Origin of the sequence: Bacillus piscicola, from assembly GCF_022458745.1 — a bacterium.
GTDB classification, from domain to species: Bacteria; Bacillota; Bacilli; order Bacillales; family Marinococcaceae; genus Alteribacillus_A; species Alteribacillus_A piscicola.
Genome location: NZ_JAJJJF010000002.1, coordinates 462900 through 485677, shown reverse-complemented (window position 1 = coordinate 485677; position 22778 = coordinate 462900). Strand labels below are relative to the sequence as shown.

23 protein-coding genes are annotated in these 22778 nt (G+C 46.2%); 22 read left to right on the top strand and 1 reads right to left on the bottom strand.

What is annotated here, in order from left to right; translation table 11 throughout:
• The first annotated feature begins 99 nt into the window (after positions 1-99).
• The 8 genes from LOR49_RS07050 (at position 100) to LOR49_RS07015 (ending at position 6532) form a co-directional block, all read left to right on the top strand.
• Positions 100-1365 carry a tetratricopeptide repeat protein gene (locus LOR49_RS07050; RefSeq protein WP_240375579.1) on the top strand — a complete coding sequence of 422 codons (1266 nt, stop codon included), beginning with the start codon at positions 100-102 and terminating at the stop codon, positions 1363-1365.
• Between the two features lie 50 nt (positions 1366-1415).
• Positions 1416-1880, top strand: a complete 465-nt coding sequence (locus tag LOR49_RS07045; RefSeq protein WP_240375578.1) for a YpiF family protein — start codon at positions 1416-1418, stop codon at positions 1878-1880.
• Positions 1881-2023: 143 nt separating this feature from the next.
• Entirely contained in the window at positions 2024-2524 is a 501-nt protein-coding gene (locus LOR49_RS07040; protein WP_240375577.1) for a Rieske (2Fe-2S) protein, read from the top strand.
• A gap of 17 nt (positions 2525-2541) precedes the next feature.
• The gene (gene qcrB, locus LOR49_RS07035; RefSeq protein WP_240375574.1) at positions 2542-3216 is read left to right on the top strand and encodes a menaquinol-cytochrome c reductase cytochrome b subunit; all 675 of its coding nucleotides are present in this window, start codon (positions 2542-2544) and stop codon (positions 3214-3216) included.
• Positions 3217-3270: 54 nt separating this feature from the next.
• A complete protein-coding gene (locus LOR49_RS07030) occupies positions 3271-4140 on the top strand; it encodes a menaquinol-cytochrome c reductase cytochrome b/c subunit (RefSeq protein WP_240375573.1) in 870 nt (289 codons plus the stop codon).
• Between the two features lie 94 nt (positions 4141-4234).
• Entirely contained in the window at positions 4235-4831 is a 597-nt protein-coding gene (gene lhaT, locus LOR49_RS07025; protein ID WP_240375741.1) for a lipoprotein heptaprenylglyceryl N-acetyltransferase LhaT, read from the top strand.
• 91 nt (positions 4832-4922) lie between these two features.
• A complete protein-coding gene (locus tag LOR49_RS07020) occupies positions 4923-5744 on the top strand; it encodes a sporulation protein YpjB (RefSeq protein ID WP_240375571.1) in 822 nt (273 codons plus the stop codon).
• A gap of 107 nt (positions 5745-5851) precedes the next feature.
• A complete protein-coding gene (locus LOR49_RS07015; RefSeq protein ID WP_240375569.1) occupies positions 5852-6532 on the top strand; it encodes a zinc metallopeptidase in 681 nt (226 codons plus the stop codon).
• 722 nt (positions 6533-7254) lie between these two features.
• Here LOR49_RS07015 and LOR49_RS07010 read toward each other — a convergent pair.
• On the bottom strand, positions 7255-8133 hold the full coding sequence (locus LOR49_RS07010) for a YitT family protein (protein WP_240375568.1): 879 nt from the start codon (positions 8131-8133) through the stop codon (positions 7255-7257).
• 830 nt (positions 8134-8963) lie between these two features.
• On the opposite strand from LOR49_RS07010, the gene LOR49_RS07005 reads away from it, so the two are divergent.
• From LOR49_RS07005 to nth, 14 genes are all read left to right on the top strand, one after another.
• The gene (locus LOR49_RS07005) at positions 8964-9323 is read left to right on the top strand and encodes a nucleotide pyrophosphohydrolase (protein ID WP_420830409.1); all 360 of its coding nucleotides are present in this window, start codon (positions 8964-8966) and stop codon (positions 9321-9323) included.
• A gap of 3 nt (positions 9324-9326) precedes the next feature.
• Complete coding sequence (dapB, locus tag LOR49_RS07000) at positions 9327-10142, top strand: 4-hydroxy-tetrahydrodipicolinate reductase (RefSeq protein ID WP_240375566.1); 816 nt, start codon at positions 9327-9329, stop codon at positions 10140-10142.
• 11 nt (positions 10143-10153) lie between these two features.
• A complete protein-coding gene (mgsA, locus tag LOR49_RS06995) occupies positions 10154-10552 on the top strand; it encodes a methylglyoxal synthase (protein ID WP_240375565.1) in 399 nt (132 codons plus the stop codon).
• 56 nt (positions 10553-10608) lie between these two features.
• Positions 10609-11316, top strand: coding sequence for a bacillithiol biosynthesis deacetylase BshB1 (bshB1, locus tag LOR49_RS06990; protein WP_338021128.1), 708 nt, complete (start codon positions 10609-10611; stop codon positions 11314-11316).
• Positions 11313-12431 carry an N-acetyl-alpha-D-glucosaminyl L-malate synthase BshA gene (gene bshA, locus LOR49_RS06985; protein ID WP_240375564.1) on the top strand — a complete coding sequence of 373 codons (1119 nt, stop codon included), beginning with the start codon at positions 11313-11315 and terminating at the stop codon, positions 12429-12431. Before bshB1 ends, bshA begins: the two co-directional genes overlap by 4 nt.
• 6 nt (positions 12432-12437) lie before the next feature.
• Positions 12438-13604 (top strand): CCA tRNA nucleotidyltransferase, encoded by a 1167-nt coding sequence (locus LOR49_RS06980; protein ID WP_240375563.1) that lies wholly within the window; start codon positions 12438-12440, stop codon positions 13602-13604.
• Positions 13594-14553 (top strand): biotin--[acetyl-CoA-carboxylase] ligase, encoded by a 960-nt coding sequence (locus tag LOR49_RS06975; RefSeq protein ID WP_240375562.1) that lies wholly within the window; start codon positions 13594-13596, stop codon positions 14551-14553. The genes LOR49_RS06980 and LOR49_RS06975 overlap by 11 nt, the downstream gene beginning before the upstream one ends.
• A gap of 175 nt (positions 14554-14728) precedes the next feature.
• Positions 14729-15571 carry a 3-methyl-2-oxobutanoate hydroxymethyltransferase gene (panB, locus tag LOR49_RS06970; RefSeq protein ID WP_240375560.1) on the top strand — a complete coding sequence of 281 codons (843 nt, stop codon included), beginning with the start codon at positions 14729-14731 and terminating at the stop codon, positions 15569-15571.
• Positions 15568-16416, top strand: coding sequence for a pantoate--beta-alanine ligase (gene panC / locus LOR49_RS06965; RefSeq protein ID WP_240375558.1), 849 nt, complete (start codon positions 15568-15570; stop codon positions 16414-16416). The genes panB and panC overlap by 4 nt, the downstream gene beginning before the upstream one ends.
• Positions 16417-16554: 138 nt before the next feature.
• Entirely contained in the window at positions 16555-19359 is a 2805-nt protein-coding gene (gene dinG / locus LOR49_RS06960) for an ATP-dependent DNA helicase DinG (RefSeq protein WP_240375556.1), read from the top strand.
• A 52-nt stretch (positions 19360-19411) separates the two neighbouring features.
• The gene (locus tag LOR49_RS06955; protein WP_240375555.1) at positions 19412-19888 is read left to right on the top strand and encodes a PepSY domain-containing protein; all 477 of its coding nucleotides are present in this window, start codon (positions 19412-19414) and stop codon (positions 19886-19888) included.
• Between the two features lie 161 nt (positions 19889-20049).
• Positions 20050-21237 (top strand): pyridoxal phosphate-dependent aminotransferase, encoded by a 1188-nt coding sequence (locus tag LOR49_RS06950; protein WP_240375554.1) that lies wholly within the window; start codon positions 20050-20052, stop codon positions 21235-21237.
• A gap of 139 nt (positions 21238-21376) precedes the next feature.
• Positions 21377-22063 (top strand): DnaD domain-containing protein, encoded by a 687-nt coding sequence (locus tag LOR49_RS06945; protein WP_240375553.1) that lies wholly within the window; start codon positions 21377-21379, stop codon positions 22061-22063.
• Positions 22064-22081: 18 nt separating this feature from the next.
• The gene (nth, locus tag LOR49_RS06940; RefSeq protein ID WP_240375552.1) at positions 22082-22747 is read left to right on the top strand and encodes an endonuclease III; all 666 of its coding nucleotides are present in this window, start codon (positions 22082-22084) and stop codon (positions 22745-22747) included.
• Positions 22748-22778 lie beyond the last annotated feature (31 nt).

The window sequence follows — 22778 nt, the reverse complement described above, 5'->3', positions numbered from 1 at the left end:
AGAGGTTGTTTCTACAAGGATTGAAAGTCCTGAAAAATTTCGCAAATAACTTTAGCCGTTCCCTATTTCTAAATTTACAGAGTGAAGGAGGAGCTAAACGTGGAGCAAAGCTTAGATGATATTTTGGCCGTTTTAGAGAGTGGTAATATTGAAAAGGGGCTGGACCTGTTGCATGATTTTGAACAGGGGGCTGACCAACAAGAGAAATATGATCTTATTCATGTATACAGTGAACTCGGTCTTGCGGACAAGGCGCAGCCGCTTATTGAGGAGCTCATTGGTGATTATCCGGATGAAGGCGAACTTTACGTGTTGGCAGCGGAGAATGCGATTGATATGGACAAGGAAGATGAGGCACTTGAGTGGCTCTTGGAAGTAGGGACAGAGGATGAATCGTTTGTAAGGGCGCAGATGCTGCTTGCAGATTTATATCAGCTGCAGGGGCTCGATGAAGCAGCGGAACAGCGGTTAATGAAAGCATTGGAAAGAGCACCGGACGAACCAGTACTTATCGCGGGGATCGGCGATTTTTATTTGGAACGGGGCGATTTCAACAAAAGTATTCCTTACTTGAAACAAACGGAAAATAAAGGCTTTGAATACCCCGAAGGAAGCGTAGAATTAAAGTTGGCGGAAGCTTACAGTGCGACTGGGGAATTCGAAAGTGCCCTCCATTACTACGAAAAAGGGCTTCAGGATAAAACAGATGCTGAATCGCTGTTTGGTTATGGATATACGGCTTTGCAGGTCCATCATTATTCCCTCGCTGCCCGTAAGTTACAGGAGCTAAAAGAGATGGACCCTGATTTCCTCTCTCTTTATCCTTATTTAATCCGCGCGTATGAAGAACTTGGGGAAATCGAAAACGCATTAGAAACAGCAGAACAAGGTATGAAAGTAGACGAATTTAATGATAAGCTGTTTTTGGAAGCGGGGAAATTACAGCTCTCGCTTGGGCGTAAAGAAAAGGCAGAGGGAAATCTTCGTGAAGCATTGTCGTTAAACCCCAACAATACAGAAGCCGCATTGATTCTCCTGTCTTCCTGGGCGGAGGAAGAGGACTACGACGAGATCAAAGAATTAATGACATACTTGCGTGATCTTGGAGAAGAGGACATACGGTTTCAGTGGTATTACGGCAAGGCTTTGTATGCAGAAGACAATCTTATCGAAGCGAGACAGGCATTTGAGGAGGCTGCTCCTGCTTACAAAGATAACGGGGATTTTCTGCAGGAGTACGGCCGTCTCTTACTTGAGCTCGGCAACAGAGAAAAAGCTGTTTCTATCTTAAAAGAAGCAGCACAGCTTTCCCCGGCTGATGAATCACTTGCGGAGCTCATTATGAGCCTGGAGGAAGATTATTAACACAGGTGTGACGATGAACGCATCCAACAAAGAACTGGAAGGTGATGTTAATGAACTGGACAACGGAAGATATCCCGTCTTATGTGAAAGAAAAGAAGTATGTGGATACGGCATTGGTGCCGCTTATTTCACTTGAGTTCGGGGACGGAATCAAACAAAGTGCTGCGATGAATGAATTTATTACGGTTATATCAAAAGAGATGGAGCGGCAATTTCGCGGGCGGATGCTGTTAGTGCCGCCGTTTACGTATTTAGAGGATAATAATATAAACGACTTAAAAAAATTGGCAGAAGAATGGATAAAACAGATGAAAAAAGGAGATGTTAAACATATCATCCTGATCACGGCTGATCCTTCATGGAAAAAAGTTGAACAAGAGCTTGAAGGAATGCTTTTATGGATGCCGCTCGTCCCGTTTGAGAACATGGATGATGAGTACAAGAAACAAGTCATCTCTGAGCAGATCAAACAGCTTTTGCCGTTGGTGATGGACAAGTGGAAAGAAAATCCATAGAGTCGAAAATGCTCATATTTTGAACCTGCAAAAGATTGACAGCCTGTCTCGTACTAGGCTATTATGAGTATGTCCTAGTTTTGTAAAGTGTGTGTATTATTTGTCCGGGAGGACTGAATTTATACAGCAGGGGGGGAAATGTAGTGAGTGAGAAAAATCATAATGTATCGCGGCGTCAATTTCTGACATATACGCTTACAGGAGTTGGCGGTTTTATGGCAGCAGGGATGATTCTGCCAATGGCAAGGTTTGCTATTGATCCCGTCCTTAAAACGAGCAGTGCAGGAGATATGAATGCGGTAGCAGAAGTAGCGAAATTGACAAATGAGCCGCAGCGCTTTGATTTTTCCTATGAACAAAAAGATGGCTGGTATACGTCAGAGGTTACGGAAACAGCGTGGATCTATCAAGACGGTGACAATATCACAGCGCTGTCGCCGACATGTACACATTTAGGCTGTACCGTAAACTGGAATGCGAACGAGGAACATCCGAATCAATTTTTCTGTCCTTGTCACGGCGGCCGATTTGAGAAAGACGGAACAAATATTCCAGGTACTCCGCCGACTGAACCGCTTCATAAATATGTTACTGAAGTGCGTGATGGCACAGTTTATCTTGGAAAAGCGGAACCACAAATTTAGGAGGGGCGTGCGTTTATATGTTACAACGTGTGTATGATTGGGTAGATGAACGCCTGGACATTACTCCAATGTGGCGTGACATCGCGGATCACGAAGTACCGGAGCACGTCAATCCGGCGCATCATTTTTCAGCGTTTGTCTACTGTTTTGGAGGTTTGACTTTCTTTATTATTGTCATCCAATTTTTGTCCGGCATGTTTTTGACCATGTATTATGTACCCGATATCGTGAACGCCTACGAATCAGTGAAATATCTTCAAGGAGAAGTAGCGTTTGGATTGATTGTTCGCGGTATGCATCACTGGGGAGCGAGTCTCGTAATTGTAATGGTGTTTTTACATACACTGCGCGTATTCTTCACCGGTGCATACAAGAAGCCTAGAGAGTTGAACTGGGTTGTCGGTGTACTTATGTTTTTTATTTTACTTGGATTAGGATTTACTGGTTATTTGCTTCCATGGGACATGAAAGCTTATTTTGCAACAGTGGTTGGCTTGCAGATTGCAGAAAGCGTGCCAATCGTCGGAACACTTGCGAAGACGCTTCTTTCGGGAGATCCAGAGATTATTGGTGCCCAAACATTAACGCGTTTCTTTGCGATCCACGTGTTCTTCCTTCCAGGTGCATTGCTTGGATTGTTGGCAGCGCACTTTATTATGATCAGAAGACAAGGAATTGCCGGACCGCTATAAGGCCGGCTTAACAGAACAACTAATGAAAGATAAATGGAATAAGGAGGGAAACCGATGCATCGAGGTAAGGGCATGAAGTTCGTGGGGGATTCGCGTATCTCTGCAGAGCGTAAGCCGAACATACCGAAAGACTATTCGGAATACCCCGGTAAAACGGAAGCATTCTTTCCTAACTTTTTGTTAAAAGAATGGATAGTCGGAGCGGTTTTTTTAGTCGGTTATTTATGCTTGACAGTGGCTCACCCATCCCCGCTGGAGCGGATGGCGGATCCTACAGACTCCGGTTACATACCGTTGCCGGACTGGTATTTCTTGTTTTTGTACCAGCTTTTGAAATATGAATTTGCTGCCGGAGATTATCTGTTGATCGGGGCGGTGCTCATCCCGGCTCTTGGGTTCGGGGGATTGTTGCTGGCACCATGGCTTGATAACGGACCGGAACGAAGAGCTTCCCGGAGACCGATTGCTTCAGGGTTGATGTTTATCGGGGTTTTAGCTACTGTTTATCTCACATGGGAATCGGTTGATCACCATGACTGGGAGGCAGCAGCCGAGCAAGGTGAGATGCTTGGTGATGAGGAAGCAGAACTTGCGGAGCAAGTAGATACCGACGCAGATGGTTATCAGATTTACTCGGATCAAGGTTGTATCGCCTGTCACGGCGACCAGCTCCAAGGAACAGGAGCGGCAGGACCGGCGCTATTCAGTACGCAATATGATGCGGAGACAATCAAAGATATCGCAGTAAATGGTATCGGGCAAATGCCTGCCGACCAGTTTGACGGAAGCGATGAAGAGCTTGAAGTACTCGCAAACTATATCGCAAATGGTGGTAACCCAGACGGCGGCGGTGAAGAAGGTGCAGCGGAAGCTGAGGAAGACACTGACGCTGAAGAAGATGCTGCAGCCGCAGAGAACGAATAAAGGATAAAGAAGCTGCTCTCCCATATGTGAGCAGCTTCTTTCTATGTTAGCTACGTATACTCGAGTGCTTGTTAACGGATGGGAAGTGGATGAAATGGGTCTTATCATTCGATTTTTAGGAATGCCTTCCATGCTTGCGTTACTGTTGATCGTAAATGGGTTGGGAACGATTTATGGCTACTGGTGGTATAAAGCTCAACTGGAAATAACGCCCACTATTTTCTTAGTCTTTGTCCCAGACAGCCCGACCGCCAGTTTGTTTTTCTGCGGGGTATTGCTTTTGTTTCTGCTTCGGAAAAGGAGTGGATTAGTAGAGGCCCTCGCCATGATTACATTAGTAAAGTACGGGTTATGGGCAGTTGCTATGAACCTGGCAGCCGGCGTACAAGGTGCGGACCTCGCTTGGCAGCATTACATGTTGATTGCATCTCACGCAGGGATGGCTGTGCAAGCTGTGCTGTTTGCTCCTTATTACCGTATTAAAGCGTGGCATCTCGTTGCAGCCGCACTTTGGACGATACATAACGACATCATTGATTATGTGTACGGGATGTATCCGTGGGTATCCTCTGTACTTACCGATTACATCGATCATATCGGCTATTTCACTTTTTGGCTGAGTATCGGTTCGATTGCGCTTGCTTATTTGTTAGGAACGCGCCGTTCACGGTGGAAGTTGGAACTCCCTTAAAAACAGAATTTATGTTAAACCTACTTGCCTTCCGGTCTACTCTTGTCTCTTCTTTCATAAGATGGGACAAGGAGATAGGAGGGATTTTTTTATGAATGGGACCCGTATACACGGCAATCACTTTTCATTAAACAAGGCAGTTTGTGCAGCAGCACTGATAGCGCTATTTATTTTCTCAGGCATCGGACAAACTATGGCGGAAGATGCACCATCCTTTACGATGGATACCCTTCATAATAAGGTGACGATAATGTATGAATTGGTCAAAGAGGGTCGCTATGAGGAAGCAAAACAAATACATCAGGGCATAGAAGAAAAGTTTCCAGCTGTCCCATTTCACAAATATGGACTAAAAGCGAACCAGTTAAGCGAGCTGCTTCGTACGTTGGAACGAGCCGGAGAAGCAGTTACGAGTGTGGGTTTAGAGCACGAGGAGAGGCTGCAAGATGTACAGGCATTTCGACTGGCGGTTGATGCTGTGGTAAGCGAAAATCACCCGTTGTGGAAGAAGTACGGGGAACAGCTTATCCCGGTGATTGAGAATATCGAGGATCATTTAGTGAACAATAAACAGGAAGCTGCCCGTCAATCATTTCAAGAATGGCAGAGACACTTTGAAGTAATACGGTCAGCTGTGTACATTAGTGAAGAAGACCGCTACTTGCCGTTTATGTCCTATATCCGTTATTTAGAAGAGCAATCGGATTGGCTGCAAGGGGAGGATCAGAAAGAGTTAAATAAGTTTAAAGCGATGTTCAAAGAATTGTTGTACGGAGAAAGTAAACGTTCTGCCATCGATCCTTCTGTATGGATTGTCATTGGGATGATTGGCAGTGTCATCCTGCTCTCCTTAACATACGCGGGCTGGAAAAAGTATCATGGTGAAAAAGAAAAACAGCAACTGCGTGATTAAAAGACACTTCCTTGTCAAAAATACCAGTATACATCGATTGACTTTCTTTGACGAAGTAAATAAAATAAAAGTATATAAGTTGAAGATCAGCTATTAGGAGAGGATGCATGGTGGGAGTTTGGATTATATATATCGCAGCACTCTTAATCATACCTATTTGGGCTCAGATGAAAGTGAAGAAAGCCTACAAAAAATATTCAAAGGTTTCCAATTCATCTGGTATGAGCGGTGCGGAGGTTGCGACTAAAATTTTACATGCAAATGGGATCTATGATGTCAGTGTTGAACCTGTGAAAGGACAGCTCTCTGACCATTATGACCCACGCGCGAAAGTAGTTCGTCTTTCAGAAGACAATTATTACGGCCATAGCGTTGCCGGACAGGCGGTGGCCGCTCACGAAGTCGGACACGCCATTCAGGACGCGGAAGATTATGCGTTTTTACGCTTTCGCCACAGTCTTGTTCCGGTCGCTAATTTAGGATCCAATTTTTCGTTTTTCCTTATTCTTGCCGGGGTGTTGTTACAAGCAAGCGGGCTTTTATTAGCAGGGATTGTCTTTATGTCGGCTGCGGTGCTTTTCCAGCTCGTCACTCTCCCTGTTGAATTTAATGCGTCAAGCCGCGCGATGGAGCAAATCGTCTCCACCGGCATTATCCGTAACGAAGAAGAACGGGAAACTCGTAAAGTATTGGATGCTGCAGCCCTTACTTACGTAGCCGCAGCACTCGTTGCTGTACTCGAGTTAGTGCGTTTTGTTTACATGTATTTTCTCATGAATGAAGAATAATGAGTAAAGCTGTCCCATCAGTTGGGATGGCTTTTTTATTTTAGAAAAAGGGCAGGGATAAAAATAGGGGACGAACGACGTTGTGAAAAAACGTTATTGGTAAAATAACAGCGTCATAGAGAGTGAATGATGTCATGAAAAAGCACTCTTGAGAAAATAACGACGTTAAAAGAGGTGAATGGTGTTGTGAAAACCGCTGTTGTGGAGAATAACAGCGTCATAGAGGGTGAATGATGTCATGAAAAAGCACTCTTGGGAAAATAACGACGTCAAAAGAGGTGAATGGTGTTGTGAAAACCGCTGTTGTGGAGAATAACAGCGTCATAGAGGGTGAATGATGTCATGAAAAAGCACTCTTGGGAAAATAACGACGTTAAAAGAGGTGAATGGTGTTGTGAAAACCGCTGTTGTGGAGAATAACAGCGTCATAGAGGGTGAATGATGTCATGAAAAAGCACTCTTGGGAAAATAACGACGTCAAAAGAGGTGAATGGTGTTGTGAAAACCGCTGTTGTGGAGAATAACAGCGTCATAGAGGGTGAATGATGTCATGAAAAAGCACTCTTGGGAAAATAACGACGTCAAAAGAGGTGAATGGCGCCATGAAAAGGCCCTGGCTATTAAATAACTTCACCAATGACCTCGCATGGTGCCGTGAAAGAAGAGGTTACCCGAAAATAGCGGTACCACACGCCGCTGACAAAACAAGTGTAAGGGTGGCATTAGCGTTGCAATGGTTTCTTATTTTCATCAAGGGTGAAGCCTTCTCCAATCACGTCCTGGACGCTGTTCACGGTGACGAAGGCATGCGGATCTATTTTTTCCACTACGTTTTTCAAGCGGACCAGTTCGTTTTTTCCGACCACACAATAAAGGACTTTTTTATCAGAGCCAGTGAACGTTCCTATCCCTCGAAAAAAAGTAGCACCGCGGTCCATTTCACTCATAATCGCCTGTGAGATCGCTTCGTTTTTCTCCGAGATAATAAAAGCGGCTTTCGCCGAATACGCCCCTTGTTGAATGATATCAATTACTTTTGAGGCGACGAAAACAGCCACAAGGGTATACATGGCTTCGCGGTAGTCTAAATAAATGAGAGAGCTTGTAATGACGAGAGCATCAAAGACAAACATGGTTCTTCCCATACTCCAGCCAAAGTAATGGAAGCCCAGCTTTGCAATAATGTCGATCCCCCCGGTCGTACCCCCGAAGCGAAAAACAATCCCTAGCCCTGTCCCGAGAAATACCCCCGCGAACAAAGCTACAAGCGTCATATCATCTTGTAAGGGTAAATATAAAAGAGGAAACTCTTGAAAAACCCACAAGAAGAAAGAGATACTAACGGTACCGATGACGGTATAGACGAACGTCGTCTTGCCGAGCAGGCGCCAGCCGATAAAAAAGAGCGGAATATTTAAGACTAAATTAGACAAAGCGGGGTTAATCTGAAACATAAAATAAAGCAAGAGCGTAATGCCTGTAAATCCACCATCGGCTAAATTATTTTGCATATTAAAATAGACGAGGCCAAATGACATGATCGCGGAACCAAAAAAAATAAGAAAACCATTTTTGATATGCTTCATAACTGCTTGCTGCATCACGACACACCACCCTTTTGGATAAGCTGTGTACCCCAAGGCAAGGGGACTTGCGGGAGAGTATTTATTCATTATAAGCAAAAAGCAGACACCGGGGCAAATGGCTGGGGACGGAACTGATTTTCTGGCTGTTGCCTTTTCACGACTTCATACATACTCTATATGGTTGTTATTTTCCGTCCTGCGCTAATTCATGCTTTCATACACGCTCCATAGGATTGTTATTTTGTGACCAACGAATTTATACAACATCCTACACACTCTAAGTCGTCGTTGTTTTCCTTCCAGTCCATTTTCACAACTCCATTCTCATCCCATACCCTCTTATTTATCTTGCTATGCAGACTTCGGTTTTTACAGAGTTATTTAAGAAGAGCTGTGCGGTTGTATGTGTAAAATAGTACTCGATAACTTCAAAAGAAAACTGATATATGTGGACTGAAAAGAGCGTCGGCTAAAAACGGTCACACTAGAACATCGTGTTCGTCGTAGCATGAGTCTTGAGACCCCGCAATGAGCATAAAAAAGGGTGACAACCTAAGTGCGCGACGTCCTGTCGCAACGGTTGCATGACCTGCATCCTGCAGGCCTGAGGCGGGGGCCATGCCCGCGGCAAAGAAGACACAGTGAGAGCAAGCGTCAGCGCGGTCTCGAACTGATGTCGCCCTTGTGCCTGTAGGTGAAAGCGTCCGCCCAGAGCGATTGGAAGTTGGTTGTAGATGTGTAAAAACAAAGTGTTGAAAGTATTGTTCTCATAACCATTTAGAGAAAAACTTGATGCATACTATGCGGTTTGATCAATTGTCAAACGTGAGAGAATTCGTTACGATATGAAAGAAGGCGGGATAACGATGACTACGAAAACAATGAAAGAGATGCAAGCGGAGGTTGACGCGTATATCGGCCAATTCAAAGAAGGCTATTTTAGCCCGCTCGCGATGATGGCGAGATTGAGCGAAGAAACAGGGGAATTGGCTCGGGAAATCAACCATTTTTACGGGGAAAAACCGAAAAAAGAAACCGAAACGGAAAAGTCCTTGGAACAGGAAATGGGCGATATTTTATTTGTGCTGATTTGTTTTGCTAACTCTTTACATATTGACCTAGATGAAGCTTTTGATTTAGTAATGGAAAAATTTCGAGATCGTGACCGCGATCGTTGGACAAAAAAAGATGAAGGAGACAGATAGCATATGAATACGGATCATGTTGAAAACGTGCGGATTATTGTAGCTGGCCCCCGCGGTAAGATGGGATTTGAAGCGGTGCAGCTCGTTCATGAAACCGAGCATTTCGAATTGGCTGCTGTTGTCGATACGAGAAATAACGGATTACAGGTGAAAGAGCTTGCGGGAATGCCGGCGTCTGACGCAAAAGTGTTTGACAGCATGGAGGAATGTTTAGGGGCGGTGGAAGCGGATGTTCTCATCGATCTCACAACACCGGAAACCGGGAAACGCCATCTTAAGCTGGCGTTAGATCACCACGTTTCTCCGGTTATTGGCACGACGGGTTTTACGGCAAAGGAAATTGAAACGTACCGTCAGATTGCAGAAGAGAAAGAAATTGGTGCCATTATAGCTCCGAATTTTGCAGTTGGGGCTGTATTGATGATGAAATTTTCCCAAATGGCAGCCAAGTATTTTTCAGATGTCGAAATTCTGGAGATGCATCATGATAATAAACTGGATGCTCCGTCCGGTACCGCGGCAAAAACGGCTGCGCTTATCAATGAGGTCCGTCCTCCTAAACAACAGGGGCATCCAGATGAAAAAGAAGATATAGAAGGTGCACGGGGAGCTGAAGTGGACGGCTTACATATTCACAGCATCCGCCTCCCGGGACTGGTCGCCCATCAAGAAGTGATTTTTGGGGGTGCAGGCCAGACATTAACGATCCGTCACGACTCCTTTAACCGCCGCTCGTTTATGCCGGGGGTTAAGCTCGCTGTAGAGCAGGTCACCCAGTTGAAAACGCTCGTATACGGCCTGGAAAACATAATGGAATAGGGGAGAGCGGTTTGAATATTGCCTTGATTGCTCATGATAAGAAAAAAGAAGATATTGTCCGTTTTGCGCAAGCCTACCGGCCTCTTCTTGAGAATCATACGCTGCATGCTACCGGAACAACGGGAAATCGGATTGAATCAGAAGTGGGCCTTACGATAGAAAAGCATTTATCCGGCCCGCTTGGCGGTGATCAGCAAATCGGATCTCTCGTCGCGAGCGGACGGATGGATCTTGTTTTGTTTTTCCGTGATCCGTTAACCTCCCAGCCGCACGAGCCGGATATTACAGCACTTATCCGTTTGTGCGATGTCCACAGCGTTCCGGTAGCAACAAATATGTCAACGGCGGAAGTGCTAGTCAAAGGGCTGGAACATGGTCTGTTGGACTTTCGTGATATGTATCGTCAGTAGCTATGCCCTAATGATAGATAAAAAAGAAGCCAAGCTTGGCAGAAGGGAGGCTCTGTATGGAACCAATGGTTATCTTGGCGGCAGGAGCGCATCCTGATGACGTGGAGATTGGCATGGGTGGAACGATTGCGCTGCATGCGAATCGTGGGGATATCGTCTATATATGCAATGTAACAAAGGGAGAACTCTCATCTAACGGGACGGTAGAGACGCGGCAGCAGGAAGCAGCGCGGGCAGCTGCAGTGCTGGGTGTAGCGGAAAGATATCAATTACACTTTCCGGACCGCAGTCTATCGCAAAGTCACCCGGAGTATTACTCCCTTGTTTCCCTCATCCGTGAACTAAAGCCTGATGTTATATTTGCTCCTTACAAAGATCGACATCCGGATCACGGTGCCTGTGGGGAGGTTGTGCAAGCAGCTATTTTTGATGCAGGAATAAAACGTTTTCCTAAGGTGAAGGGCGCTCCTCATAAGACAGCTGCGTTTTATCAGTATTTCATCAATGGTGTGCCAGAGCCTGATTTCTATATGGATATTTCACGATCTCGTTCGGTAAAAGAGAAGGCACTGCTTGCTTATGAAAGTCAATTTGTGAAAAAGCCAGGAAGCGTAGATACGCCTCTTACAGATCAATACATAGAAACCGTCCGAAGGCGTGATCTGTTATTTGGAAAAGAGGCGGGGACAGAGGCTGCTGAAGGGTTTAAGCAGGTGACGCCTTTTCTGTTTTCTGCTCTTCCGAAAAGGGGAACCGATTCATGAAGAAAATAGGCATTACTTGTTATCCGACTGTTGGGGGATCCGGGGTCGTTGCCACGGAACTCGGCCAACTTTTAGCTGAAAAAGGGCATGAAATTCACTTTATTACCACCGCGCTTCCTTTCCGGTTAAATAAAACATACCCGAATATTTATTATCACGAGGTGGAAGTCAACCAATATGAGGTGTTTCAATACCCGCCGTATTCTTTGACACTGGCAAGCAAAATGGCCGAGGTAGTGAAACGGGAAAACCTTGATGTCCTTCATGTTCATTATGCCGTACCGCACGCGGTCTGCGCCTTACTAGCGAAAGATATGTCGACTCGGGACGTGAAAATAGTAACGACGTTGCACGGAACAGATATCACCGTACTCGGTCATGACCAGTCCTTACGTGAAATCATACGTTATGCGATTGACCGTTCCGATAAAGTAACAGCAGTCTCAGAATCCTTAGCTGCTGAGACCGCTGAAGTACTGGGAACGTCCAAACCAATTGACACCATCTATAATTTTGTGGATGAACGCGAGTACTATCCTGCCGAGCCGAATCTTGAATTAAAAGAAGCGTATGGTATTCGCGAGGAAGAAAAAGTAGTGATTCACATTTCGAATTTTCGACCGGTTAAAAGGGTGGTAGATGTGATCGAGGCTTTTTCTTATGTGGAGAAAAGCTGCCCTGCTGTACTGTTAATGATCGGTGACGGGCCGGACCGGACGGATGCTTGCAACAAAGCTGCGGAACTGGGGATCAGTGACCGCGTCTTGTTCCTCGGGAATCAAAAAAACATTGTCGATTATTTGCAGATGTCTGATCTGGCTTTGTTACTGTCCGAAAAAGAGAGTTTCGGACTGGTAGCTCTCGAAGCAATGGCGTGCGGTGTCCCTGTGATTGGCAGCCGTGCCGGCGGAATTCCAGAAGTGGTTGCCGATAGGGAAACCGGCTTTATCGTCCCGATTGGCGATGCCGTCACGGCAGGTAAGCTGGGAGCGGAGCTGTTAATGAATCAAGAGAAATACGCATCTTTCGCCAAAGAGTCCATAAGGCGGGCCCAGGCCATGTTCAAGTCTTCGCGTATTGTCGAACAATATGAAGCAATCTATAACGAGGAGTAGATGTTTTTGCAACGTAACGACTGGCAGGCGGCGCGGAAACTGATTGCCTATATGACAGAACAAGGATGTCCCGCTTACATTGTTGGCGGCGCCGTTCGTGATATCCTCCTCGAAAAGCCGGTTCACGATTTTGATATCGTGACGGCGGCATCACCTGAGGAAATAATGGCGCTGTTTCCGAGAGCTATTAAAGCCTCGCGTCATTTTGATATTTTCTTAGTGAAATGGGACGACGTTTTTTATGAAGTCTCTCCGTTTCGAGGAGAGGCTTCGAACATTGAGGCTGATTTATATGAAAGAGATTTTACGATGAATGCCATTGCCTTGGACGCGAGCGGAACAATGATTGATCCGCTGAATGGAAGGTCTGACCTTCATGCAAAAAGGATTAAAGCCTATCGTCCGCATACTCGGTTTCAGGAGGATCCGCTGCGAATACTAAGAGCGTTACGCTTTGTCGCTGAGCTTGGCTTTATCATTGACACCGAAACAAAACAAGCCGCTTTAACTGAAAGAGATTGTTTGAGAAGGGTGCCGGTGGAGAGAATCCGGGCGGAAATTGGCAAGTTGCTCGTCGCAAGTAAGCATGGGCAGGCACTTGCCGTTTTTTTTCAATGGGACATACCGTCTTTTTTGCCGGCGGCTATAGCGACAGAAGACCAGCAGAGAAAAATGGACAAGCAGCTGGACATGGCAACGCTTGCGACAGAAGAGGCAAGATGGGCTGCTTTTTTGTTAGTAATCTATGTCGGCGCTCCAGTAACACGGCTTCGTGCTTGGAAATTCTCCAACCATCAAAAGAATGTCATACATAACATGCTGTCCCTCATCCTCGCTCACAAACATGCTATCCCGTGGGATGCGCTTCTCATATATAAAGTAGGTGAGGAAACGGCCGTGGAAACGGAAAAGCTGCATCAATGGTACTACGGTGAAACGCACCCGCACCAAGTCACTCACATCAAAAGTGTTTATCAAAAACTGCCGATGAAAAAGCGTGAGGAATTAATGATAGACGGAAGAGATATTCTTCGTTTATTGCCGGATATTGAAAAACCCTGCATCGGCCGCTTGCTCAATTGGGCCGAGCAGGCAGTAGTGACAGGGACTCACGCGAACGATAAAACAGAACTTTTAACGGTTCTAAAGGAGAAGTATTTTCATGAGAAGTAAGCTGTTGCAATTATTAACGAGTACAGACTCTTTTATTTCCGGTCAGGAAATCAGCAACATACTAGGTATTTCCCGGACGGCGGTCTGGAAGCATATCGAAGAGCTGAGAAAAAACGGCTACGAACTTGAAGCACTGCCCCGGAAAGGGTATCGGCTCTTGCGAACTCCTAATTTGGCATCCGCGGATGAAATAAAAGCACAGTTAACGACAAAAAGAATCGGCCAGAACATTGTTTATAAAAAAGCAGTTGCCTCCACTCAGGAAACAGCTCATGAACAAGCGCGCAACGGGGCACCCGAAGGCACGATAGTCGTTGCAGATGAACAGCTTGCTGGGAAGGGAAGACTCGGCCGCAATTGGTACTCTCCTCCAGGGAGTGGTTTATGGTCCAGCTTGATACTAAGACCGGATATCCCTCCGCATAAAGCACCGCAGTTGACCTTGCTGACAGCGGTAGCCGTAGTCGAAGGAATACGAGAGGTGACCGGTTTGGGTTCGCAAATTAAATGGCCCAACGATATTTTACTTCACGGTAAGAAAACAGCAGGGATTTTAACCGAGATGCAATCAGACCCGGATCGTATTCAAGCTGTTATTATCGGTGTTGGAATGAATGTTAACCAGGAAGCGTTTCCAGAAGAATTGGCTGAAACGGCGACTTCGCTCCGAATTGAGGCAGGTGGGACGGTCTACTCGCGTGCCGAGTTGATTGCCGCGATGCTCAAGAGATTCGAACATTGGTATGATCATTATTTAATGAATGGTTTTCCGGAGATACGAGAGCGCTGGGAAGCACTCACCGTGACGATAGGAAAGGAGATTACCGCTACCACGCTGACAAAAACAATAAAAGGATACGCAGAGGGGATAACAGAAGACGGAGTGCTTATCCTTAAAAAAAGCGATGGGACGCTGGAGCATATATACAGTGCGGATATCACCTTATAACGTTTCATCATAAAGTTTGTTATACTATGGGAACAGGCAATATCCGACTGGAATTGCACTGTTTGATTTGAAAAAAATTACTACTGCCCTGATCCACGGGAGAGGACAGGGACGGGGAATGAAGAAACCGATTGAGCGTTTCCTTCATCTTCTCCGAACAAAGGAGGAGAAACATATGAAAAGCACCGCAACATTTCGTAAAATGAAAGAAGAACAGGAACCGATTGCCATGATGACAGCATACGACGCGCCGTCGGCAAAGGCAGCTGAGCGCGCTGGCATGGATATCATTTTAGTTGGAGATTCTGCCGGCATGGTCGTTCACGGTTATGATTCCACGATTCCGGTTACGTTAGAGGATATGCTACTGCACTCAAAAGCAGTGAGACGCGGAGCACCTGACACGTTTACTGTTGCCGATCTGCCGTTTTTGACATACGGCGGTGAGATTGGTGAGACCCTTTCTGCCGTGCGTCAACTTATGCAGGCGGGCGGTGTTCAAGCTGTCAAACTCGAGGGCGGCGGCCGCATGCTTTCGATTATTGGCCTGTTGACAGAAGCTGGTGTTCCGGTAATGGCGCATCTCGGCTTGACTCCACAGTCGGTGGGCGTGATCGGCGGCTATAAGGTCCAAGGGAAAACAAAAGAAGAGGCGGAACGGTTAGTAAGGGAGTCACAAGAAGCGGAGAAGCAGGGGGCTTTTGCACTCGTCCTTGAATGTGTACCTTGGCAGCTGGCAGCTCATATCAGTTCTTTATTAACGATTCCGGTTATCGGCATCGGCGCAGGCGGAAAAACAGACGGCCAAGTGCTCGTCTTTCATGATGCTGTCGGATATACAGACGGATTTGTTCCTAAGTTTGCGAAACAATACGCGAACATTCAAGAAACAATTGTACATGCACTTGAGACGTATGTCGGCGAAGTAAAAGAGTCGGTTTTTCCGGAAGAGCGCCATATTTTTAAAATGGACGAAGAAACCGCCGATAGTCTTTACGGAGGTATGAAGCCGGAATGAAAGTTGTCAAAACTGTGGCTGAGCTCCGTTCGGTGCTAAGAGCGGAAAGAAAGCAGAATCAATCCATTGGTCTCGTGCCGACGATGGGGGCGCTTCACGAAGGGCATCTTGCTTTGATGCAGAAAGCACGGCAGGACAATGACGTGACAGTTGCCAGTATCTTTGTGAACCCTATTCAATTTGGGCCCGATGAAGACTTGGATTCGTATCCGCGTACTCTTCTGAGTGATCAACAGCAGGCGGACGAACAAGGAGTCGATATTTTATTTATCCCGACAGTAGAGGAAATGTACCCGCGCAAGCTGCGCACAAAGGTTGTAGTAACAGAAGGGACAGATGTGCTTTGCGGCAGTTCGCGTCCGGGACATTTCGACGGCGTCGCCACTGTCGTGTTGAAGTTGTTCCAGATCATTCAGCCGGACCGTGCTTATTTTGGGGAGAAGGACGCCCAGCAAGTGGCGGTCATTGATAATATGGTTCATGATTTAAATATTCCGGTGACGATCGTGCCGGTTGCCACCGTTCGCGAAAAAGATGGCCTTGCCCTCAGTTCCCGGAATGTAAACTTAACGAAGAAAGAACGGCAGGAGGCTCCTTATCTTTATAAGAGCCTCCAACAGACAGCCTGTGAAATCGAGAACGGCAACACAGATTATGCAAAATTGGCGAATGACATGCGCGCTTTTTTGACCGACCATACCTCTGCACTCGTTGATTATGCGGAGATTCTTACCTTTCCATTACTTGAAAAAGTCGACAACAACAGCAAGCGCATTATCATCGCCGCCGCCCTGAAGTTCGCGAAAGCACGCTTAATCGACAACATCATTCTCGACCGTAACTAACAGACACGCTGTCCCAATAGGAGTTTGCATAATTGCAACTGTGATTGCCGGCTGCTTAAGGGGCAGCATTGCGATAATTAGGATAAAACGAATACATAGAATCGGCAGCAAGGATTTTTAGAAAGGCCGGGATGGAAAGTGGAAAAGTTTGTTGTTATCGATACAGAAACTACTGGTAACGCTCCAAAAAAAGGAGATAAAATCATTCAAATTGGAGCGGTTGTTGTGGAAGGTGATCGTATCGTGGATACATTCTCCACGTTCGTGCAGCCGTTTCATGATATCCCGGTTTTTATTCAACAATTAACAGGCATTACAGAGGAAGATGTCAAGGATGCCCCTCCCTTTAAACAGATAGCTCCGCAGCTGTTGGAGATGCTCGAGGGAGCTTACTTTGTCGCCCACAATGTGCCGTTTGATCTGTCATTTATCAACGAAGAGCTGAAACGAGCGGGCTTTCCTTCATTTGCCGGCCCGGTCATTGATACTGTGGAATGCACGCGCATCCTTTTCCCGTCAGCACCGGGTTATCAATTAAATCAATTGGCCGCATGGCTCGACATTTCGCATGACCGTCCTCATCAAGCCGATAGTGACGCGCTCGTAACAGCAGATCTATGGCTTATGCTCTCAAAAAAATTAGCTGATTTGCCAGCTACTACGTTACAGTCACTCCTTTCTTTATCAAAGGGCTTCGAAAGCGACGTATATACGATTTTACAGAGCTTGTACCAGGGGAAAAAATCAGACGAGTTGATTAATGAGGAGACTGGTATTGAAGTTTTTAACGGCTTGGCTGTTAGAGCAGAGACGGGACAACCGGACGCTGAAAATCGGGAGCTGTGGCCCGAAGAAGGGATTTTTTTTGAGGAAAAAGGCCTGCTTGCTGCTAACTGGGAAAAATTTGAAGTGAGGGACGGCCAACAGGAAATGGCGAATGCGGTGAAAGAGGCACTCGTCAATCACGAACACGTACTACTCGAAGCAGGAACAGGAAGCGGGAAGACGTTATCATACCTTGTACCTGCACTTCGTTTTGCTCTTGAAACGAACAATCAGGTGATCGTCTCCACCCATACGATTGCGCTGCAGGAACAGCTGATGCATCAAGAGATACCGTTATTAAAGAAAGTCCTGCCGTTTTCTTTTCGATCTGTCTTAATGAAAGGGCGCAGCAATTACTTGTGCCTTCGTAAACTAAAGCAAGTATTAAGCATGGCTCCCGCTACATATGAAGAGACACTGGCGCTGTCGCAATGCTTAGTTTGGATGCTGGAAACGGAAACAGGAGATGTGGAAGAGATCAATTTGGCCGGAGGAACAGGCAGCAGTTTTTGGGAAAAAGTAAAAAGTGATGAAACGGTATACGCAGAATCATCCCGAAACTGGCTTCACCATGAGTATTATCATCGTGCCAGAGAAAAAGCAGGCCAAGCAGATGTCATTATTACGAACCACGCCCTGTTATTTACCGACATCCGCAGTGACCAACACATCTTGCCTTCATCAAAATATGTGATTATCGATGAGGCGCACCACCTTGATGAATTGGCTTCGAATCATTTAGGGTCTAAATTAGATTACTTTCAGGTAAATCAAGTACTAAACCGGCTCGGTATCGTCGATAAAACGGGTTATTTTTCACTGTTGACGATGTATGAACAGACGAACATACAGCATTTTTCTCCTGCCTGGTATCAACGTCGTCTCGATCATTTTGCTCTCCTTAAATATGAAACGGACGAGTTATTTCGCATGCTTTCGCAGTATTGCCGGGAGAAGAACGAAAACAGCCGGACCGACGTAGGACGGCTGATGGTTTCGTACCAGCCGGGCGCAGCTGGTTCCTCTTATTGGGTTACCATTGAAGAGACTGTAAGGCGGGTGCAGCTGTTATTGGATGAAGAAGAACAAGCCTGGCTGTCCTTTTACGATTATCTCCAGGAAGTAGAACCAACGAAACAAGCGAAACAGCTGCTGCAAGATTTTCATGCGGCAGTTCTTGAAGCCCGTGCTGCGTGCCACACGTTATTCACTTTATTGACAGAGAAAGACGACAACACGGTTTACTGGATGGAAACAGATGTGAAGGGAGCCGCCAATGCCGCTTACTTGTACGCGCGTCCTGCGGATGTCTCTGAACTTTTGGCTGACCAGTTTTTCGCCAAAAAACGTAGTGTCGTGCTGACATCGGCGGCACTTACGGTCAGGGGTTCGTTTGAATATGTGATGAATAAGTGGGGCCTCGTTGACTTCGGCCCCCGCACACTGCGCTGTCCTTCTCCGTACGATTACGCGAATAAAGTAAAATTGCTTGTTCCCGAAGATATTACCGCCATAAAAGATGACGAAAAAGCATTTATTAAAGAAACGGCAGAATTTATTTATCACGGAGCCTCTATTACGGAAGGGAAGATGCTTGTTCTGTTCACTTCCTTTCATATGTTAAAAAAGGCGTATTACCAATTAAAAAAATGGGACGAGGCGAGTAACTTTACCATTATTGCCCAAGGCGTGAACTCCGGGAGCCGCTCCAGATTGATGAAATCTTTTAAACAACATGATAACGCAATTTTACTTGGCACAAGTGCCTTTTGGGAAGGGATTGATATTCCCGGGGAGGATTTAAGTTGTCTCATTATTGTCAGGCTCCCTTTCTCGCCGCCACGGGATCCTGTTGAGAATGCCAGAATGGAACAGGTGCGTACTCAAGGAGGGTCACCTTTTTACGAGGTGTCACTCCCACAGGCTGTTTTACGCTTCAAGCAAGGATTTGGCAGGCTGATCCGCCATGATAACGATAAAGGTGTTGTGGTCGTGCTTGATAAACGGCTGATCCAGTCAAGTTACGGCAGCCATTTTACCGAATCACTCCCTGCATTGCCAGTCATCCATGAACCGGTCGATGTCATCCTGGATGAAATAGCCGATTTTTTAACTTGAGGCAGCAGAAGGGAAAGGAAGCCTCGAAAAGGGATAGAAAGGAAGAAAGGGAATGAGACGTTGGCTGATCGGGATTGCAGGTTTTTTAATCCTACTGTTCATAGCCGGAGCGGTTATCATTTATTTGACAGCAAGATCGACACTTGCCGAAGAACTGAACGAGGCAGAAGCAGTCATGCTTCAGGAGGAAGACGTTCAGGCTGTGCATGATGTATCGTATTATTACGGGGAAGAAGCAGTTTATACAGGGGACGCCGTGCTCGACAATGAGAACCGCGTATGGCTTTTTGTCGTGAACGGCAACGTAGTAAAGAAACTGGGAAAAAAAAGCACACTCCCCCCTGAAGAAGCAGCTGCCATCGTGAAGAACCGCTTCAAACTGAAAAAAGTAAGAAGTATCACCCCTGGTATCGAAAAAAATGAACCTCTTTACGAAATAACATTTGAAAAAGACGGGCGGCTCCATTACTACTACATGAGGATGGAAGACGGCACCTTCATTAAACGCTATAGCCTCAAGCAATCCTGAATATGAACCTGATAGGTCGCTTTTCGCTCGCAAGGATGGCAGGAGAGCGTGGAAATGAAGAGAAAACAACCTTGAAATTGTGGGGCTGCTTTACTAAACTTAGCATAATGTACGACTATGAGTGTAATAAATTTAGTGATAAACCGAGGAGGAAGCAATCTATGAAGTTGTCAAAACGAGTATCAACGCTCGCCCCTTCCCCGACGCTTGCAATTACAGCGAAGGCGAAAGCGCTAAAAGAAGAAGGGCACGATGTGATTGGCCTTGGGGCTGGTGAACCAGATTTCAATACCCCGGCATACATAATAGAAGCAGCTGAAGCTTCCATGCGGGAAGGACACACGAAATACACTCCTTCTGGTGGACTGCCGGGATTAAAAGATGCGATTATAGGCAAATTTAAAGAGGATCAAAAGCTTGATTACACCCGTGAAGAAATCGTTGTCTGCACGGGAGCGAAACATGCGCTGTATACATTATTTCAGGCCCTGCTTGATGAAGGAGACGAAGTGATTATCCCAACTCCTTATTGGGTAAGCTACCCTGAACAAGTCAAACTTGCTGGCGGGAATCCTGTTTACGTAGAAGGCTGTGAGGAAAATGACTTCAAAATAACACCGGAACAATTGAAAGCCGCGGTTACAGAGCGGACAAAGGCTGTCATTCTTAACTCACCGAGTAATCCGACAGGAAGCATGTACACGAAAGAAGAACTGCAAGCGATCGGGGAAGCAGCGCTTGAGCATAATCTGTTGATCGTTTCCGATGAAATCTACGAAAAACTTACCTACGGCGGCGCTCAACACTATTCCGTTGCGGAAGTTTCGGAAAAGCTAAAGGAACAGACGGTGATTATAAACGGGGTATCGAAATCACATTCAATGACTGGCTGGCGCATCGGCTACGCAGCTGGAAACAAGGAGTTAATCAAGGCCATGACAAGCCTCGCCAGTCATTCCACGTCCAATCCGACGACAAGTTCCCAATACGGCGCAATGGCGGCCTACACGGATGACGATGGATCGGTTGAAAACATGCGTGAAGCTTTTGAAGAGAGGCTGAACAAAATTTACGAGAAGCTCGTAAAAATTCCCGGCGTCACGTGTGTGAAACCGAAAGGCGCGTTTTATCTGTTCCCGAACGTGAAAGAAGCCGTAACGAATTGCGGTTATGCATCAGCAGATGACTGGGTAGCCGGCCTGCTAGAAGAGGAAAAGGTTGCGGTTGTGCCAGGCAGCGGTTTTGGATCACCCGACAATATCCGCCTTTCGTATGCCACTTCGTTGGACTTGCTAGAAAAAGCAGTGGAACGAATGGAGCACTTTATTACGAGCCGTTCCAACAGCTGAGCGGGGCGAAAGAAATGAATGTCAGGAGAATATTTTCAAAAGGGGGCTTCTGCATCGTCGGCAGGAGTTCCTTCGTGTTCTCGGGGCTGTTCCATGTTAACAGCCGATCAGAGGGATTGAAGGAAAGGGGAATGAATAGATGGAGCATGCGCAAGCCGTGACACTCATCCAATACGGCCACAGTTCTATTCCTAAACTGTTGCTTGATTTTTATGCTAAAATAGGTTTAAAAGAGACAGAGATGATGCTGCTCCTCCATATCAACCGTTTTATAGACGATAATCAGCCATTCCCGACTCCAGCGGAGCTTGCAGAACGGATGTCCATTTCAGAAGGGGATTGTTCTGATTTGCTGCGTGAACTCATTAAAAATAATTTTTTAGAAATGAAACAAGAGCAGGATGAACATGTCATGTATGAAACTTACTCACTCGGCCCGTTATACGAACAGATCGTACGTGAGGTATTTACAAAATCAGAGCCGCAAGAAGAAGCCAACGCAGACGGCAGACTGTTTGATATGTTTGAACAGGAATTTGCGCGGCCGCTCTCACCGATGGAGTGTGAAACGATTACCGTTTGGCTTGATCAGGACCACTACCACCCGGAAATGGTCGAAATGGCATTGCGCGAAGCCGTGCTGTCAGGGAAAGTGAATATGCGCTATATCGATCGAATTTTACATGAGTGGAAGAAAAATGGGGTCCGTTCGTCCAAAGATGCCAAGTCGTATAGTGAGAAATTCCGCCGTTACCAACGTGCGAACCGGCCTGCTGATGAGCAGGTCCCTAAATATCCGAATATTAATTGGCTTGATGAATCGTAGTGAAGGAGAAACCGAGATATGCTGACAAACAAACAAGTGCATGAGGCACTTCAGATTATAGGGGAAATGTTCCCAGACGCCGAATGTGAGCTGACGCATGCAAATGCTTTCGAGCTTCTTATTGCGGTTGTCTTATCCGCACAGTGTACCGATGCGCTTGTCAACAAAGTAACCCCTCGTTTATTTGAAAAATACAAAACACCAGCTGAATATGCTGAAGCCCCACTCGAAGAAATCGAACAGGATATCCGTTCCATCGGTTTGTTTCGAAACAAGGCAAAAAATATTAAAAAGCTCTCGCAATCCTTAATTGACCAACATAACGGAGAAGTGCCGAAGACGAGGGAAGAATTAATGGATTTAGCAGGGGTCGGACGAAAAACAGCGAATGTTGTAGCCTCGGTAGCATTTGGGACTCCTGCGATTGCGGTAGATACTCATGTGGAACGGGTGTCGAAACGGCTCGGCATCTGCCGCTGGAAAGACAACGTTCGGCAAGTGGAAGACACACTAATGAAAAAGGTACCGAAAGAAGAGTGGGCAGTTACCCATCATCGCTTAATCTTTTTCGGCCGCTACCACTGTAAAGCGCAGGCGCCGCAGTGTCCAACTTGTCCGCTGCTTGATATGTGCCGAGAAGGCAAAAAACGAATGAAAAAAAGACAGGCAGATCCGGTAAGATGACGGGAACCAATAAAGGAAAAACTGTCAAACA